The organism is Sphaerothrix gracilis Ecp01 (genome assembly GCF_030405905.1).
GTDB classification, from domain to species: domain Bacteria; phylum Cyanobacteriota; class Cyanobacteriia; order Phormidesmidales; family Phormidesmidaceae; genus Sphaerothrix; species Sphaerothrix gracilis.
On sequence record NZ_JASATW010000038.1, the window covers coordinates 15,666 to 30,491 of the forward strand.

General features: G+C 48.2%; 15 protein-coding genes and 3 pseudogenes. 2 read left to right on the top strand and 16 right to left on the bottom strand.

Translation table 11 applies throughout. The features are described 5' to 3' along the window. Nucleotides 1–46: 46 nt before the first annotated feature. From QJQ48_RS25355 to QJQ48_RS25395, 9 genes and pseudogenes are all read right to left on the bottom strand, one after another. Complete coding sequence (locus QJQ48_RS25355; RefSeq protein ID WP_346294041.1) at nucleotides 47–1,597, bottom strand: multicopper oxidase family protein; 1,551 nt, start codon at nucleotides 1,595–1,597, stop codon at nucleotides 47–49. A 138-nt stretch (nucleotides 1,598–1,735) separates the two neighbouring features. After that, nucleotides 1,736–2,182, bottom strand: coding sequence for a DUF6220 domain-containing protein (locus QJQ48_RS25360; RefSeq protein WP_346294042.1), 447 nt, complete (start codon nucleotides 2,180–2,182; stop codon nucleotides 1,736–1,738). A 216-nt stretch (nucleotides 2,183–2,398) separates the two neighbouring features. Further along, nucleotides 2,399–2,566, bottom strand: a pseudogene (locus QJQ48_RS25365) (SDR family NAD(P)-dependent oxidoreductase); the annotation flags it as partial. Beyond that, on the bottom strand, nucleotides 2,524–3,021 hold the full coding sequence (locus QJQ48_RS25370) for a hypothetical protein (protein ID WP_346294043.1): 498 nt from the start codon (nucleotides 3,019–3,021) through the stop codon (nucleotides 2,524–2,526). The pseudogene QJQ48_RS25365 and the gene QJQ48_RS25370, both read right to left, overlap by 43 nt. Nucleotides 3,022–3,337: 316 nt before the next feature. Further along, the gene (locus QJQ48_RS25375) at nucleotides 3,338–4,099 is read right to left on the bottom strand and encodes an SDR family NAD(P)-dependent oxidoreductase (protein ID WP_346294044.1); all 762 of its coding nucleotides are present in this window, start codon (nucleotides 4,097–4,099) and stop codon (nucleotides 3,338–3,340) included. 160 nt (nucleotides 4,100–4,259) lie between these two features. Then, nucleotides 4,260–5,207, bottom strand: a complete 948-nt coding sequence (locus QJQ48_RS25380) for a helix-turn-helix domain-containing protein (protein WP_346294045.1) — start codon at nucleotides 5,205–5,207, stop codon at nucleotides 4,260–4,262. A gap of 143 nt (nucleotides 5,208–5,350) precedes the next feature. Next, complete coding sequence (locus QJQ48_RS25385; RefSeq protein WP_346294046.1) at nucleotides 5,351–5,530, bottom strand: hypothetical protein; 180 nt, start codon at nucleotides 5,528–5,530, stop codon at nucleotides 5,351–5,353. A gap of 224 nt (nucleotides 5,531–5,754) precedes the next feature. Further along, entirely contained in the window at nucleotides 5,755–6,243 is a 489-nt protein-coding gene (locus QJQ48_RS25390) for a nuclear transport factor 2 family protein (protein ID WP_346294047.1), read from the bottom strand. 54 nt (nucleotides 6,244–6,297) lie between these two features. Next, nucleotides 6,298–7,032 carry an SDR family oxidoreductase gene (locus QJQ48_RS25395; RefSeq protein WP_346294048.1) on the bottom strand — a complete coding sequence of 245 codons (735 nt, stop codon included), beginning with the start codon at nucleotides 7,030–7,032 and terminating at the stop codon, nucleotides 6,298–6,300. Nucleotides 7,033–7,114: 82 nt separating this feature from the next. On the opposite strand from QJQ48_RS25395, the pseudogene QJQ48_RS25400 reads away from it, so the two are divergent. After that, nucleotides 7,115–7,802: pseudogene (locus QJQ48_RS25400) on the top strand (IS1 family transposase). An 82-nt stretch (nucleotides 7,803–7,884) separates the two neighbouring features. On the opposite strand, the gene QJQ48_RS25405 reads toward QJQ48_RS25400, so the two are convergent. Both QJQ48_RS25405 and map read right to left on the bottom strand, forming a co-directional pair. Beyond that, nucleotides 7,885–8,721 (bottom strand): alpha/beta fold hydrolase, encoded by an 837-nt coding sequence (locus QJQ48_RS25405; RefSeq protein ID WP_346294049.1) that lies wholly within the window; start codon nucleotides 8,719–8,721, stop codon nucleotides 7,885–7,887. Between the two features lie 290 nt (nucleotides 8,722–9,011). Next, nucleotides 9,012–9,836, bottom strand: a complete 825-nt coding sequence (map, locus tag QJQ48_RS25410) for a type I methionyl aminopeptidase (RefSeq protein WP_346294050.1) — start codon at nucleotides 9,834–9,836, stop codon at nucleotides 9,012–9,014. 104 nt (nucleotides 9,837–9,940) lie between these two features. Here map and QJQ48_RS25415 point away from each other — a divergent pair, with 104 nt between their 5' ends. Then, entirely contained in the window at nucleotides 9,941–10,138 is a 198-nt protein-coding gene (locus QJQ48_RS25415; RefSeq protein ID WP_346294051.1) for a ribbon-helix-helix domain-containing protein, read from the top strand. A 79-nt stretch (nucleotides 10,139–10,217) separates the two neighbouring features. On the opposite strand, the gene blaOXA is transcribed toward QJQ48_RS25415, so the two are convergent. The 5 genes and pseudogenes from blaOXA to istB form a co-directional block, all read right to left on the bottom strand. Further along, nucleotides 10,218–11,138: a class D beta-lactamase gene (gene blaOXA / locus QJQ48_RS25420; RefSeq protein ID WP_346294052.1), complete on the bottom strand. Its 921-nt coding sequence runs from the start codon at nucleotides 11,136–11,138 to the stop codon at nucleotides 10,218–10,220. A 79-nt stretch (nucleotides 11,139–11,217) separates the two neighbouring features. Continuing rightward, on the bottom strand, nucleotides 11,218–11,619 hold the full coding sequence (locus tag QJQ48_RS25425) for a RidA family protein (protein WP_346294053.1): 402 nt from the start codon (nucleotides 11,617–11,619) through the stop codon (nucleotides 11,218–11,220). A 942-nt stretch (nucleotides 11,620–12,561) separates the two neighbouring features. After that, the gene (locus tag QJQ48_RS25430) at nucleotides 12,562–13,056 is read right to left on the bottom strand and encodes an AraC family transcriptional regulator (RefSeq protein ID WP_346294054.1); all 495 of its coding nucleotides are present in this window, start codon (nucleotides 13,054–13,056) and stop codon (nucleotides 12,562–12,564) included. A 100-nt stretch (nucleotides 13,057–13,156) separates the two neighbouring features. Further along, a pseudogene (locus QJQ48_RS25435) lies at nucleotides 13,157–13,997 on the bottom strand (IS4 family transposase); the annotation flags it as partial. A 202-nt stretch (nucleotides 13,998–14,199) separates the two neighbouring features. Further along, nucleotides 14,200–14,826, bottom strand: a 627-nt coding sequence (gene istB / locus QJQ48_RS25440; RefSeq protein ID WP_346294055.1) for an IS21-like element helper ATPase IstB, incomplete at its 5' end; no start/stop codon positions are given.

Consider the following 14,826-nt stretch of genomic DNA (forward strand, 5'->3'; position numbering starts at 1 on the left):
ACCTTTGAAGCCTGTGAGAAAATTAGGCTGATGAAGATAACCGGGCTTAAATCACCTCAAAATTATCCATCATGCCTAGATCTTCGTGCTCCAGCATGTGACAGTGGTACATGAACTTTCCTCGGTAGGGGGAAAAGCGGGGGATTACCCGCACTATTTCCCTCGGTCCCACTCGGACGGTGTCTTTCCAACCGATGTCCCAGGAAGCGGGAGCCTGATTATTGCGAGAGAGCACCTGAAAGTGAGCCAGATGCATGTGGAAGGGGTGGGGGATATCGGCAAAGATTTCCCAAATTTCCGTTGAGCCTAGTCGGGGATAAATGTCGGTGCGGTTGGGGTCAAACTCTTTGCCATTGATTTGAAACCGTTTCCCGGCTCGTCTCAGGATAATGCGACGAGTGGCCTCTGCCTGTTCTGGGTCCAGGGTTTCCCAGTCGGGGGCCAGTTGAGCGGGGATGGTGCTGTTGTCGGGTTGCGATCGCACCACATCAAAGCGCATCACCTGCGATGTGGCCCCTTCTCCATCCAGGTTTCTCAACCCTACTTGAGTGCCAACCGCGTAATGGGAGAAGTCGATTACGACATCAAAGCGTTCGGCAGGGGCTATCACCAGCTTAGTCTGCGGAACTGGAGCCGGCAGTAACCCCCCATCGCTGCCAATCTGCGTGAATGCAGCCTCTGCCGGTGCCGGGTCGAGGGCAAGCTTGTAAATACGGCGATTGGAAGCATTTAAGAACCGGAAGCGATAGCGCGTATTCGACACTTCGAGAAAGGGAAAGGGTGCACCGTTTACTAGAATCGTGTTGCCCTGCACCCCATTGTGACAGCCGTTGGTTAGCCCCGGTTCATGCAGTTCTGGGTCGAGGGAGGGATAAAAGAAGGAGCCGTCTTCGTTAAGAATGTGGTCGCTGATCATCAGGGGAATGTCCTGGTCGCCTTTGGGCAGAGGCAATGCCTCCTCAACGGCGTCATGGATCAGGTAAAAGCCCGCCAACCCTTTGTATACCTGTGGTCCCGTGAACATATCTCGATGGTCGTGATACCAGAGGGTGGCGCTGGGCTGCTGGTTGGGGTAAGTGTAGTCTTTGAAGCCGTGACCGATGCCGCCAACGGTTGGGTGGGCTGAATGGACGTCCCCTTGGGGGTCGGTGACGTGAATTGGCAAAATCAGGTCAGTTGCGTAGCCGTCGCTCTCTGGGGGTGTTTTGCCCCCGTGCAGGTGAACCACTGTGGGCACTGGCAGCTCATTTCGGTGTCTGACTACCACTTGACGTCCACTGGAAACAGAAATGGTAGGACCGGGAAAACTGCCGTTGTAGCCAAAAATTGGTGTGCGGAGTCCCGGCAGAATTTCTATCTCTCCTGCCTTTTGGGTGATTTCGTAGTAGTCCGTGGTACTGTCGCTGCGGACGGGTTGAAGTACCGGGGAAACTGGCAACGGGACTTGAAAGGGGGTGATGGCGATCGCATCCTTTCTGCCCCGATTGTCTGACAACGCCAGCCGTTTGCTACAGCCTGTAAAAGCCATCGAACCGAGGGGTAATGTGGCGATCGCGCCGCCTGTCAGCCCCAGAAATTTTTTGCGGGTAATGTTCATTCAATTCACCTTTAATACCGCAATTGTCATGACGTTGAAAACACGGCGGCATGGAAGTTGAAGCACCTGTACTACCGCACGTCATCAGCGAGAAAATCATTGAAATTCAATCTGATGGCTTACGAACCGTTCAAGCTGCTAGCGACTATCTGCTGAGTACATAACGTTCCGCCAGGTTTTGACTGCGATCGCGGTAGCAGTCCAAAAGAGTAGAAAAGCGCTAATCGGATGAAACGCTGCGCCGAATGAAAGGGCCGAGAGCATGGAAAGTTGAATCGTCCCGACTTGCATAAAAAACAAGAAGACTACCAACCCAGCCAGACTGCAAATTGTTTTTGGAAATCGTCCCATTAGCGCCGCCGAAAACAAAAATATCGACAGAAAACCAACGATACGGGAGAACTGGACATGTGTTGCCCACCAGGATGGATCGATAAATACTGACATGCCTACGGTGAAAACCTGAATCAACAAACAGACTACGAGCAGCCAAGTCCCGATCAAAAATGGAAGTCTGAATGATGTTCTACCAAACGAAACTGAACCACTTGAGGCAGTGGTTTTGAACATGGATTGAATATTCATCGTTGCAGTTAAAAATTGATGGAGTCAAGCAAGAATTGTCATACCGTATTCAGAAGCAAGCGCGATCGCCTTTTGATTAAATGAAGGATTACGCTTGCCAAAAGCCGTTATAGCTATGCGGCAGTTTGCTGCACCCAATGATTCGATTTTATTTTGCGGTTATTGAGCGAACTTATGGTGTAGTGCTAAAACGTTTTATTGCGCGGGGAAGACTTCTCGCAATGCTTGTGCCGCCGCTTCCAGTCGATCAGTGCGTCGCGCCCCTAACAAAACCTGTAAACCCTGACGAGCCAGCAATCTAGCAGCTGTACCAATACCGCTACTGGTTCCAGTAATCGCAATCACTTTGTTTTGACCTGCGGAAGAATGCCGTCTTTTTGTAATTGCTTTTGGAGCGTTTTCGGCAGGCTCTTAATGTTGCAATGTCTTGGAGAACTACCCTCATAGCGCCAGGACTGAATTTCACTAGAGCGATCGAACTCAACATCAATCTCACAGAAATCACGATCGACAACCGTATTGCCTCCGCTAATTATCGTAGTTGTATCGCCCTGATCGTTCTCAAACTCATTCACAGTGGTTGGCTGATTAAACTCCCGTTCTCGATCCGTTCTGTAGGAATAGATTGTGTTTCCATTGGGTAACGTAAGCATTGTCGTGGGTGTACCATATTTGCGAACAAACTCATTGATATCCCGACCAATCCAACTGTTCATTGTGCTATCCAATTGTTCTCTCGCTCGTTGATCGTCACACCCGAACAAGCTCACGCTTGCTAAAATTAGCAGCATCGAAATCCAAGTCTTCATATTCATTCCTCTGTGTTGAAAGGTTTTCATGTGTGATCGTTCATTTCAGTCGCAGTAAAGCTAGGTCAAAGGACTCAATCAATTATTCGTGCAGTCGTTTGAAAGGAGAGTCAATCGCGTTGTGTTATCTGAAATGTACTGAGGTTCAATGCTTAATTTCTTTCAGATTCTTATGGCGGTTTGTAAGATTCTTAAGGTGTTAGCGCACCCGCTTCGGTGTCATGCCAGTGAATCGCTTGAACTGTTGCGTCAATTTGAGGCTCTATAAGCAGCTCAATCTGGAACTGATGTTCTAAATCAGTTCATTGGCTAACACAATTTTTCTGCCAATTGAAGTTGATTTGAACTAGAGAGACTGCCCCCCGGAGACTTCGATTCTCTGTCCAGTAATCCATCGATTCTCTTCCGACAGCAACAGCGCGATCGCCCCTCCAATATCATCAGGTTCACCCACCCGACCTAAAGCAGTTTGGGACGTGATGTACTTATTGATCTCTGGGTTTTCCCGCACGACACTGCCCTCGGTGGCGATCGCTCCAGGAGCGACTACATTTACTGTGATCTGCCGCTGTCCTAGTTCCTTCGCTAAGGAGCGAGTCAGAACCTCGATCGCGCCCTTCATGCTGGCATAGATCGCTCGTCCTGGGCTTATGGTGCGGGTCAGAAACGATGAAAAATTCACGATTCGTCCACCATCTTTGAGCAATGGCAGCAACTTCTGAGTGAGAAAGAAGACACCTTTGAAGTTAACGTTGAATATTCGATCAAATTCTTCCTCTGTTGTTTCTGCAAACAGTGAGCCGTCACTAATTCCAGCGTTATTGATGAGGAAATCAAATTGCTCGATGCCCCAAGTGTTTTGCAGGGCTTGCTTGACTTGTATCACGAACATATCAAGGGTTTCGATGCTGCCGATATCGAGCTGCAAGGCCACTGCTTTATTACCCATTGCCTCAATTTCAGAAACAACGGATTTTGCTTCCGCTTCACCGTTGAGATAGGTCACAATTACGCCCACCCCTTTCTTGGCCACTGCCAAAGCAGTATTCCTTCCCAGTCCTCGACTTGCTCCTGTCACTAGAGCAATTTTGGGTTTATCTTGTGTCATTACCTCATTTCTCCAATGAAAGACGATCAGGCATACTCCTAAATAGAATCAATGGAGATATTAATCCTGCTGTTCTATCTATTCTGAATGTTCTAAATGTACTGAGTTCTTGTGCTTGACTTCTTTCAGGTTCTTAGCCTAATTTGTCAGATTCTTCCTGTTAGCGCACCTGCTTCGGTGTGATGCCAGTGTGGCGCTTAAACTGTTGGGTTAAATGGCTTTGGCTAGAGAAGCCAACTTGTAGGGCAATGTCTGCGATCGCCAAATCCGTTTTCATCAACATCACTTTGGCCCGTTCTACCCGCTGTTGAATCACATATTGATGGGGCGAAATTCCCATCTCTTGTTTAAACAAACTTGCAAAGTAAGTTGGGCTGATGTTCACTACACTTGCCAGTTCTGCTAGGGATAAATCTCGATTCAAATAAGTGTGAATGTAATCGATCGCCTCCTGCAACTGGGGGCGAGTAAAACAGCTTTTGGGTGATGCAATCGGTTTTATTAGGGTCGAATAGTTTCGTAGTAAATGAATCACTAGGGCTTGAGTGAGTGATTCGACATAGAGTTGCCCCATCATCCCGCCCGATCGCAACTCAGCGAGCATCAGCATACCAATCTGATGCAGTTGCGAATCTTGCTGACCAAAACAATGCATAAGCTCGAATCGGTTTGAATCCATATCAGAGGCTTCAGCAACCTGTTGCATCAGTTCTGGTTTTAAGCAAATGAATAGTGGAGAGCAGGTGATACCACTTTTATCTTGACACCAGAAGCTTGGTTGTCCAGCCGGAATAAAGAGATTGTCCCCCTCATGAAGGATTGATTCATGCCGGCGATCGCCCCGTTTCTGAATTAAAGAAGTGGAATTTCCTAGGTGTAAGCTGAGCCAGTGGTCTGAGAGGGCTGGGAGTTCTACCTCATAGGTCGAAACAGGACTTTGACACTGCTCAACCAAAACGCCATTCCAGTTCATTTGACGACTGGAGAGCATCAATGGTTTATTGAACCGTTGGCAGAGTTCGAGCGAGTTGAGCTGGTTTCTAGCCATAGAACTTCTCTCCACGATATTTTTTGCATTTGCAAAATAAATACTTTCTAGCCCAAACACGGTATAACAGCGTTTATCAGTCAGGAACCCAATACAATAGCCTGCGTACCATAGCACAAGCCAGCGATCGCAGCTCCTCTCCTGAGATAGACCTTTTTTAACTCAGTCGCTGATTGTTTATTTAGCAAAATTGCGCCTAACTGTTAACTCTCTACACTGTCGCTTTCATCAGCTTGTACTGAATAGTATTGTTTCAGCAATTCAGCAACTCCTTGCGCGATCGCAATCAGGGCATAATTAATTGAAGAGTCACGGATAGAATCAGTCTGAAATGTAACCTCAAACTCAAAATCATTCTTGCATTGTGATGTTGAATACGTCATGGAATCATTTTCAATGATGGGTTTACATCGCCTGGCGAATCGGGCGGACAATCACTTCATTAACATCAACTGTCATGAATAATCTAGCCTAGGTAGGCACAGCGATGAGCCAAAACTTGTGGCACCCGCCTGGCTTCCTAGGAAGCCCCTGCGAGTCTAGTGCGTTGGGACGATGAGTACCTCTTCTAGCTCCTCAGGTGTAATTCCACAATCCGATTCATTGGTTACCTAGCTTCTATTTCCAAAACTTCTTCAAAAGCTGGCATGTCCAAGAATGCGGTAACTTCAGTCACTTCTTCATCCTCGAAAGTGAAAAACCAGGCATAGCTGTTCCTATACTGTTCTCCATTAATCAAGGTTGTTTCAGCATCAAAATGAATAATAACAACGTCACCATCTTCATAAACTTGCCACTGTGTTGGCCTCAAAGGCTGCTCTATGCGCTCATTAAAAGGCACAATCAGCTCTTCTTCAAAAGGCTCGCGTGTATAAGTGCCGGCATATGTATTAAAGCCACTAATCGTCCAGCGCATATCCTCTGATAAAAGCTCGAAAGGAGAGCCGGTACCATCTTGCCATTGCTGAAAACTCGCCTCGACAACGGCCTTTTTACTTGGTGCTGGTGTTTCATTGGGAACAGAAGTTTGTCCGACAGCGTTACAGCCTACCGTGAGAATAAGCGCCATAACAGCTAAAAAATGAAATGGTTTCATTACGACAATGTCCTTTGTGTTGGTGATAACGCTCCTATGCTTTGACGATTCCCTTCAGAACGCACTGGCCGTCGGTCGGACTATGATTTCATTCACGTCAACATCATCGGGTTGGGATACGGCATACAGCACCGCTCTCGCGATCGCATCTGGGCTGAGCGAAATTTTGCGAAATTCCTGCAAAGCACCTTTCGCCGACTCGTCTGTAATATCAGAGCCCAGCTCCGTCTCAACGACACCCGGAGAGATCGTAGTGACGCGAATATTTTGCGATTCCTGCCGCAGTCCTTCACAGATAGCCCAAACCGCATATTTCGTGGCGCAATAGACGGCCCCCGTCGGAACGACCACATGAGCCCCAATCGATGCGGTATTGATGAACTGCCCACCGCCCTGCGCTTCCATAATCGGTAGCCCCGCTGCGATACCATTCAATACGCCCCGAATATTCACATTAATCATGTTGTCCCATTCCTCGACTTTCAGGGCATTCATCGGTGATAGGGGCATCACGCCTGCATTGTTGAAGATGACATCGACGCAACCAAATTTGGCTTTGGCAAACTCAACAAATGCTTTCACATCGTCGCGATCGGTGACATCAACCGCTTTGAATTCTGCTGTCCCACCAGATGCATGAATCTCTTTAACTAACTTCTCTAACTTGTCTATCCGGCGCGCCCCCAAAAGGACTTTTGCACCATTTTGGGCAAGCAGTTTCGCGGTGGCTTCACCAATACCGCTACTGGCACCAGTAATAACAATCACTTTGTTTTCTACATTCAACATGGTGGGTTTTCCTTTTGTGGCGTTGCTGAATAGGTAGATGATTTTCTAAGGTGATGAGAGAAGACGCTTTGAGGACTTCGCCATGCAATGTCCCCGATGTCACTCCTCTAACCTCCGTAAAAATGGCCATCACTCTGGTAAGCAACGCTACCAATGTAAAGACTGTTGCCGCCAGTTTGTCGAATTTTATTCGCCCCAAGGCGATAGCGATGCGGTTAAACGTCAGTGCCTCAATGCCTACGTTAACAAGATGGGGTTTCGCACCCTTGAACGGCATCATGGCGTCGATCACACGACGGTGATTCGCTGGGTGAAGCAGGTGGGTCAACAACTGCCCCAAGCCCCGCCCATGGAGTCCTCGCCAGAAGTAGCTCAACTCGATGAGTTGCAGACTTTTGTGGGCTCAAAAAAAACAAAGTCTGGCTGTGGACGGCAACCGACAAAGCCAGAGCGGGCATTTGGGCCTGGACGCTAGGCGATCGCTCGGCTCAGACCTTCGAGTGTTGTGGGCGCAGGTTCAGTTTTGGCAGTGCTTTTGGTATGTCACTGACGGTTGGCCCGTCTATCCCAAGTTCATCGAGGTCGCCGACCATGTCGTGAGTAAGCCGCACATGACCCGGGTGGAAGGGGAAAACAGCCGCTTGCGGCACTATCTGGCACGGCTCAACCGGCGTACTTTTTGTTACGCCAAGTCAATTAAGATGCTGGGCTATTCCATCCGGCTATTGCTGCACTACCTCCATTACCGAACGATCCCAATCCCCGCCTGATCATTCATCGATTCAGCAACGCCCCTTTTGTTTTAGTGAGGGTGAATTAAAGAAATAAGTCAGAAATGTAGTAGGCTACTGATTATTTCTGCTGAAGAAAGTCGAGCAATAGGGGATTGACCTGATCAGCGTGGGTCCAGTTGATGGCGTGCGGTCCACCAGGGATAATCTCAAGATGGCTGTTTTTAATCAGCTTTGGCAGTCTGGCAGCGGTGGACTCAAGCGGCAAAATGCGATCGGCATCGCCATGAATGATCAGGGTAGGTACATCAATGCGAGGCAGATCGTCACGGAAATCGGTGAGCCAGGACGGGACACAATCCAAAGTCCCTTTAGCAGAAGCCCCGGCTGCCACATTCCAGTTGGCTTGAATGGCATAGTTGCTGATGCGCTCACCCAGCAGCACATCGATATTGAAGAATTCTCTGAAAAAGTCAGAAAAATAGGCGGAACGATCTTTAACAATCGCGTTCATAATGCCATCGAAAACGCTTTGGTCAACGCCTTCAGGATTATCATCAGTTTTCAGTAAGAAGGGCGGCACGGGAGCCATCAGCACGGCTTTTTTCACCCGCGCTGAGCCGTATTTACCGAGATAGTGCGTGACTTCACCCGTTCCCATGGAGAAGCCGACCAGCACAGCATCATGCAAGTCAAGCTTGGTCATTAGCGTATTTAAATCGGCGGCAAACGTATCGTAGTCATAGCCAATTGAGGGTTGGCTGGAAGCACCAAATCCTCGGCGATCGTAGGTAATCACCCGATATCCTGCGTTCAGTAAAACTAGAACCTGTTTTTCCCAGGAATGACCGTTGAGGGGAAATCCATGAATGAGAACAATGGGTTGACCGGCCCCTAGATCTTCGTAGTAGAGATCAATGGTTGCAGAATTTTCTTGACCGACCGTTACATAAGGCATTGTCATCTCCTAATAAACATCGCATTGAATGCAATCTGATTTCACTGAAGTGTAGTGAGTTCTGAATCTCAGTTTCTTGCAAATTCTTAGGAGAGTTTGTCAGATTCTTATGGTGTTTCTAGAAGTCCTTGAAAACTTGTAGGCATAGGGAGTCACAAATCGAGCGCAATTTTATTAGGATGTCCCAACCGACCCCTTTTATAGCTACAACTAACCAGTAGCAAAGACTTTTTGTGCAGCGATGTTGCTTCTCAACCAAAAAATAAATTAAAGGCATTGCGGCTTGAAATTTAGGAAAGAGTCAGAATTTCTACCCCGTCCTCAGTCACAGCAATGGTGTGTTCAAACTGAGCAGAGAGTTTTTTGTCCTTCGTAATCACAGTCCAACCGTCCGCGAGAAATGTAAGCTCATAAGTCCCTTCGTTTAGCATCGGTTCAACCGTAAAAACCATTCCTGGACGCAACTTCAACCCACTGCCTCGCTTGCCATAGTGAGGAATTTGCAGTTCTGTATGCATCTGCCTGCCAATGCCATGGCCAACCATATCTCGAACAACTGAGAATCCACTGGCCTCGGCATATGCTTGAATGGCCGCGCCAATATCACCAATTCTTGCCCCAGGCTTGATTTCAGCAATCCCCCGCATCATCGATTCTCGAGTCGCTTCAACTAATTTTCGGGCGGTTGCGGATACCGAACCCACTAGAAATGTTCTCGATGTGTCGCCGTGGTAGCCTTCCAACCTCAGCGTCACATCGATATTGATAATATCCCCGTCTTTGAGGATTTGCTTTGGGTTCGGAATTCCATGACAAACCACTTCATTAATGCTGGTGCAAATGGACCCTGTGAAAGGGGGATAGCCTGGAGGTGCGTAGCCAAGGGTGGCGCTGATTGCACCATGAGCTTGCATCCAACGCGCGGCCTCATCATTTAAAGCTTGTGTACTCACTCCAGGCTGCACCATTGGCTCAAGATGATTGAGGAGATTTGCAGCAAGCTTTCCAACCCGCCGCATCTTGTCTAATTCTCTAGCGGAGAGCAAGACAAGCCCTGACTTTATTGGGGGTTGTACAAGATTTCCGGTAATTGAAAGCAAATTTTGATGGTTCACGGATTAAAGCCTCGTTTTGCTGTGCTAGGCTATGCTAGCACAGCATGGCCTAGCGTGATACAAGTTGGGCTATTGTTGATATCTTAGAGGTAGGTAAAACGCAAGTGAAACTTAAAATGGGCGGTAAAACAGATTTAGAACGAGTGGTTGCTTACATTCCTGCTGAGCATAAAAAAGAACTGGAGGAATGGGCGCAGACAGATGAACGGTCTGTCTCCTGGCTGGTGGCAAAATTAATTGATAAGGCTTTGCAAGAACGCCAACAGCAGCCTAGTACCTCAAGAAGTTTGCTGCACCAGTAAGCAGCGAACCTTTAGCATCTACAGGAGCATCTAATGTCTGTTTCTTTTGTAGACAGAGTATTCAATTCTGACACTTAGGCTATTTCCGATCTTCTTCAGCAGGCAATGCATCAATGGATTGCAAGATAGCGCGTGTAATTTCCTCTCTTTTATAGAGGTCGTCTAGTCGGTTTGGCGTATCTATATTGAGAGCGAAGAACACAGGGCCTGTCGGCCGCTCGACCCACCCTACCCACCAGCCCCAGCGCCCTTCCCAGCCAGTTTTAGCCCGTAGGATCCAATCCTGCTCTGCTTCAACGATCATAATATCCTTGACTAATCGTTGATGCTCAACCCTAAATGGGAGTTCGTTTTGATACAGCTTTTGTAGAAAATAAATTTGCTCTTGTGCCGAGATTGCTAGCGCTCCATCAATCCAATAAGCGCCTTCGCGAGTACTTGGGTCTGCGTTGCCGTAGTCAATTTGCGTCAGATACTCTCTTGCTTTCGCTTCTCCGATTTCGGCAGCAAACATTTCGTAAACCCAAACGGCTGAATTTCGCATCGCTGAGCGCAAAGTTTGGTCTTGATTGTGTGGAGCGAAGTCCCTTTCCACTCCATCCCACTCAAAAACTTGAAATTCATCACGAACAACACCAGCATCGAGCGCAAAGAGAGAATGCGGAATCTTGAACGTTGATGCTGGGGAATAAGCTCTATCAGCACGTTCCTGGTCGTAGCCCCACAGCTGCTGAGCACCTCCGCGCTGATCTAATACCACAATAGTTCCTTGAGCCTCAACGCTGTCGAAGAAACCAGCCCAATCAGGTCGCTCCTGCCGGTCTAAAATGTTTGGAGACCTATCATCTACGGCAATCCAATTTCTTACGTTAGGTTGCTGTAAAATCTGCGGAATATATGGTCTATTCCTAATAGATAGTTCTGCTGATGTAGGTGAAACTAGCAATATTCCTGTGCTGCTTACGACTAAAGCGCTAAACAAAAGGAAACGATAACTCATAATGCTATCTTGTTACGATAAAAAGTCTTCGTTCTACGCACAAGCAGCACACTGGCCAGCACTGCTGCTCGTATGGCACTCACGGAACTATTGCAGTAACGCGGATTTCAATTCGCATCGTTGGCAGCCCAAGCGCCGCGACTCCTATCTGTGTCCAAATTGGGGCGTGGTTGGGCATGTAGTGGCGATATAGCTTGACCATCACGTCGTTGACCTCCGGAGGCAACCCGCCAACATGGTAAGAATTGACGTGGACGACATGCTCCCAACCCGCACCGGCAGTTACCAAAGTTCGCTCTACGTTTCGAAATGCCTGGGCAATCTCATCTGCGAGCAATTCGGGAATTTGCAGATTATCATCCCAACCACCTTGACCTGATGTCTCCACGCGATCGCCAATTTTTACGGCTTGGGAGTAATGCAATTCATTCAACATGTATTCCCCATAACCGGGGGTGACAAAAAACTCGGGCTTATGCATGGGATTCCTTTTGTAGTATGTTTGACTCTGTCTCGCGTCGCTGAAGTGAGTTTGTTCCGGCATCATCCGATTTAGGAGATCTCTGAAAAAGAAATTACCCGGAAAAATGTGTGGCGTAGTGCAGCGTCAACTCTAGAAGTTTGGGTTCGTAGTCAGCGCTTTAGCGCTGAAGCGCTGACTACGAGCTAATGAGTTCACCCTAAAATTTGACTTTGACAAAGCAGTGGGTTGCGGTTGACGTCAGGAAACCCAACAGCGTGAAGGATTTAAGCATGTTGGGTCTCGTTCCTCTTGCCAAGTTGTCACAATAAGTTCTGCTTGCAGCAAGACAACTAATAGCCACGGAAAAGCTTGTAAAATGGCTTCCATGGTCCAGTTTTGACTCTGAACCTGCTAGATCATCCAAATAACAATGAACCTAACCACCCACCAGGGTGCGATGACCATAGAATTCCGTCTGCAATAAAAGCGGCTCGCCGTCTCTCGCCAAAAAGGGAAGGCACTGAGAATACAAGCAAGGTAGGATATTCCTGCACGGATGAACAGGCTGGTTTGAAGACCCGCAGGCAGATTGGGGTATCTAAGCGCAATCGCTGTCAAACAAACTCCGAGCGAGAGATACAGGAAAGTAAAGAAGGTCAATCGTTTCATTATTTATTTCTTTTCCGGTGAATTTCAGCACAAAATTAAACTCACCGAGGATACGGCGGCGAACTTCCCTAGCTTTTGTGGGTGCTTAGAAGACGATTAGAGATAGAAGCATCAACGGATAAGGTCTGGGTCGTTCCAAACTCTTGTCACACATCTCCACAGAAATGCGATTAAGCGTTGAAACTATCAATCTTGGCGACACAACTACTCGTTCTACTCTCTGAAGTGTAATGAGCTCTAATGCTTGACTTCTTTCAGATTCTTACGATGCTTTATCAGATTCTTAAGTCGTTAACGAACTTGCTTGGGGGTCATTCCAGTGAGGCGCTTGAACTGCTGTGTTAAATGGCTTTGGCTGGAGAAACCAACTTGTAGGGCAATGTCTGCGATCGCTAAATCCGTTTTCATCAGCATCACTTTTGCCTGTTCTACGCGCTGTTGAATCACATACTGATGGGGCGAAATTCCCATTTCTTGCTTAAACAAGCTGGCAAAGTAAGTCGGGCTGATATTCACAACACCTGCCAGTTCAGCCAAGGATAAATCTCGATTCAAATGAGCGTGGATGTAATCGATCACCTGCTGCACTTGCACATGAGTTAAGCTACCGATTCGTAACGGAATGGATCGGGCTAGGGTCGAGTAGTGTCTTAGTAGATGAATGACTAAGGCTTGAGTGAGTGATTCGACATACAATTTCCCCATGATGCCGCCAGACTGCAACTCAGCGAACAGCAGCATCGCAATCTGATGAAGGTGCAAATCTTGCTGACCGAAACCATGCACAAGCTCGACCTGTTTTGAATCAATGTCAGCAGCTTCAGCAACGTGTTGGATGAATTCCGGTTTTACGTGAATGTGCAGTGGTGCGCAAATGACATCGCTCCTAAGTACAGGACAAAAGTTTCAGAGAATGGCGAAAGTCAGCTTGGTTGAGGTTCGAGGGGTTGAGGACCCAATGGCGCAGATGGTCAAATCCTAAGCGAAACAGGCTCTTGGCCCGGCGTCCATGCTTTTTGATAGCAATAGGCTGTCTCTGCTGTAGCCAGAGTCCCGTTTTCATCGCCCAACAGAGCGCTAAGGTCAGCACTCCAAAGAGCTTACGCAGGCGCTCGGCTTCACTAAAGTGAGTTGCTTCTAGACAAAAGCCACGAGTTTTGAAAATGCCAAAAAGCGTCTCAATGCCCCAGCGTAAAGCGTAATCTTCAACCAGTCCTGCTTCCTGCTGTGCCCTGCGGGGCGATGACAATGAGCAGTTTGCCATCTTCTAGGCGTAGCGCTTCAACACTGACCGACTGTCCCCAGACCCGACAATCCCCTTTGAGGCTCTGAGATTGTCCTACCTGAAGATGGGCAAAGACGACCCGTGCTGCTAATGAGACCCCTTTTCGCTCAGTCTTGTCACTGGCGCGAAGCCGCAATCGAAAGGACAGTGTTGGTTCGAGCAAAAGGTAGCGCACCCACGCTCGACCAATGAACTCTCGGTCAGCGCACAAGTAGGCAACCTCAGCGTTGGGCAACAAAAGTTGGTGAAAGGACGCCAGCAATCGCATGCGCTCATCACTATTGGAGTTACCCTTCTTGTCGAGCAGCCACCACAACACCGGAAAGGCCACGCCCTGATAGACAATGCCCAAAGTCAGAATGTTGTAGCAGCGGCTCCCGAACTGCCAAGTTGTTCGATCTAGACTGAGCACCCAGGGCGATGGCATCTGCATCCAACGGATATTAAATGTCAAGTGACATAGGCGAGTAGACGACAGGAGGTTGTCGAGTTGTCGTCGCGAGTAAGTGCCTATCAAGACTCATGATGAGACGACAGTCAGCGATCTAAATGACAGCTAACGATCTAGACGACAACTGGTGATCAAAATGACAGTCGGTGCTCACTTTGAAGGGGTCGAGATCCGCAGGTGTTTTTTACGTCAATTAATTCTGATTGCGAGCAGCGGCTTGTTGCTGCCGATAACTCTCAGCTTTAATCTCGAAAATGACGGCATGGTGTACCAATCGGTCAACGGCTGCGACGGTCATCATCGAGTCGGGAAAAATGCTGTCCCATTTGCTGAAGGGCTGATTAGCAGTGATGAGTAGGCTCTTGCGCTCGTAGCGATGAGCAATCAACTCGAAAAGAACAGAGGTTTCGGCCTCAGACTTTTGCACATAGCCGAGGTCATCTAAAACCAGTAGGTCAAAGCGGTCGAGCTTTTTGAGTCTGGACTGAAGCAACAGTTGTTGTTTGTCTTGCTGTAGTTGTTGAACCAGGGCGAGTGCGTTGAAGAACTTGACGCGCCGCCCCGCTTCGAGCACGGCTTGCGACAACCCCAGAGCGACATGTGTTTTCCCGACTCCGCTTGGCCCGAAAATCAAGCAGTTGGTGGCGCTATCGAGCCAACTGGCATCATCCGCTAACTGCATCAGCGGGGCCGGATTGAAGTTCGGGCAATGGTCAAACTCAAAGTTGGTCAAACTTTTTACGGCGGGCAGTTGAGCTTCTTTTTTGGCGCGCTTCAGCCGCATTTGCTCTCTTCTGTCTGCCTCTTGTTGGCACAAACT

Bases quoted from the DNA above. Each gene is read 5' to 3' on its own strand.
- QJQ48_RS25355 (WP_346294041.1), bottom strand. From the start codon at position 1,597: ATGAACATTACCCGCAAAAAATTTCTGGGGCTGACAGGCGGCGCGATC.
- QJQ48_RS25360 (WP_346294042.1), bottom strand. From the start codon at position 2,182: ATGAATATTCAATCCATGTTCAAAACCACTGCCTCAAGTGGTTCAGTT.
- QJQ48_RS25370 (WP_346294043.1), bottom strand. From the start codon at position 3,021: ATGAAAACCTTTCAACACAGAGGAATGAATATGAAGACTTGGATTTCG.
- QJQ48_RS25375 (WP_346294044.1), bottom strand. From the start codon at position 4,099: ATGACACAAGATAAACCCAAAATTGCTCTAGTGACAGGAGCAAGTCGA.
- QJQ48_RS25385 (WP_346294046.1), bottom strand. From the start codon at position 5,530: ATGACGTATTCAACATCACAATGCAAGAATGATTTTGAGTTTGAGGTT.
- QJQ48_RS25390 (WP_346294047.1), bottom strand. From the start codon at position 6,243: ATGAAACCATTTCATTTTTTAGCTGTTATGGCGCTTATTCTCACGGTA.
- QJQ48_RS25395 (WP_346294048.1), bottom strand. From the start codon at position 7,032: ATGTTGAATGTAGAAAACAAAGTGATTGTTATTACTGGTGCCAGTAGC.
- QJQ48_RS25405 (WP_346294049.1), bottom strand. From the start codon at position 8,721: ATGCCTTATGTAACGGTCGGTCAAGAAAATTCTGCAACCATTGATCTC.
- blaOXA (WP_346294052.1), bottom strand. From the start codon at position 11,138: ATGAGTTATCGTTTCCTTTTGTTTAGCGCTTTAGTCGTAAGCAGCACA.
- QJQ48_RS25425 (WP_346294053.1), bottom strand. From the start codon at position 11,619: ATGCATAAGCCCGAGTTTTTTGTCACCCCCGGTTATGGGGAATACATG.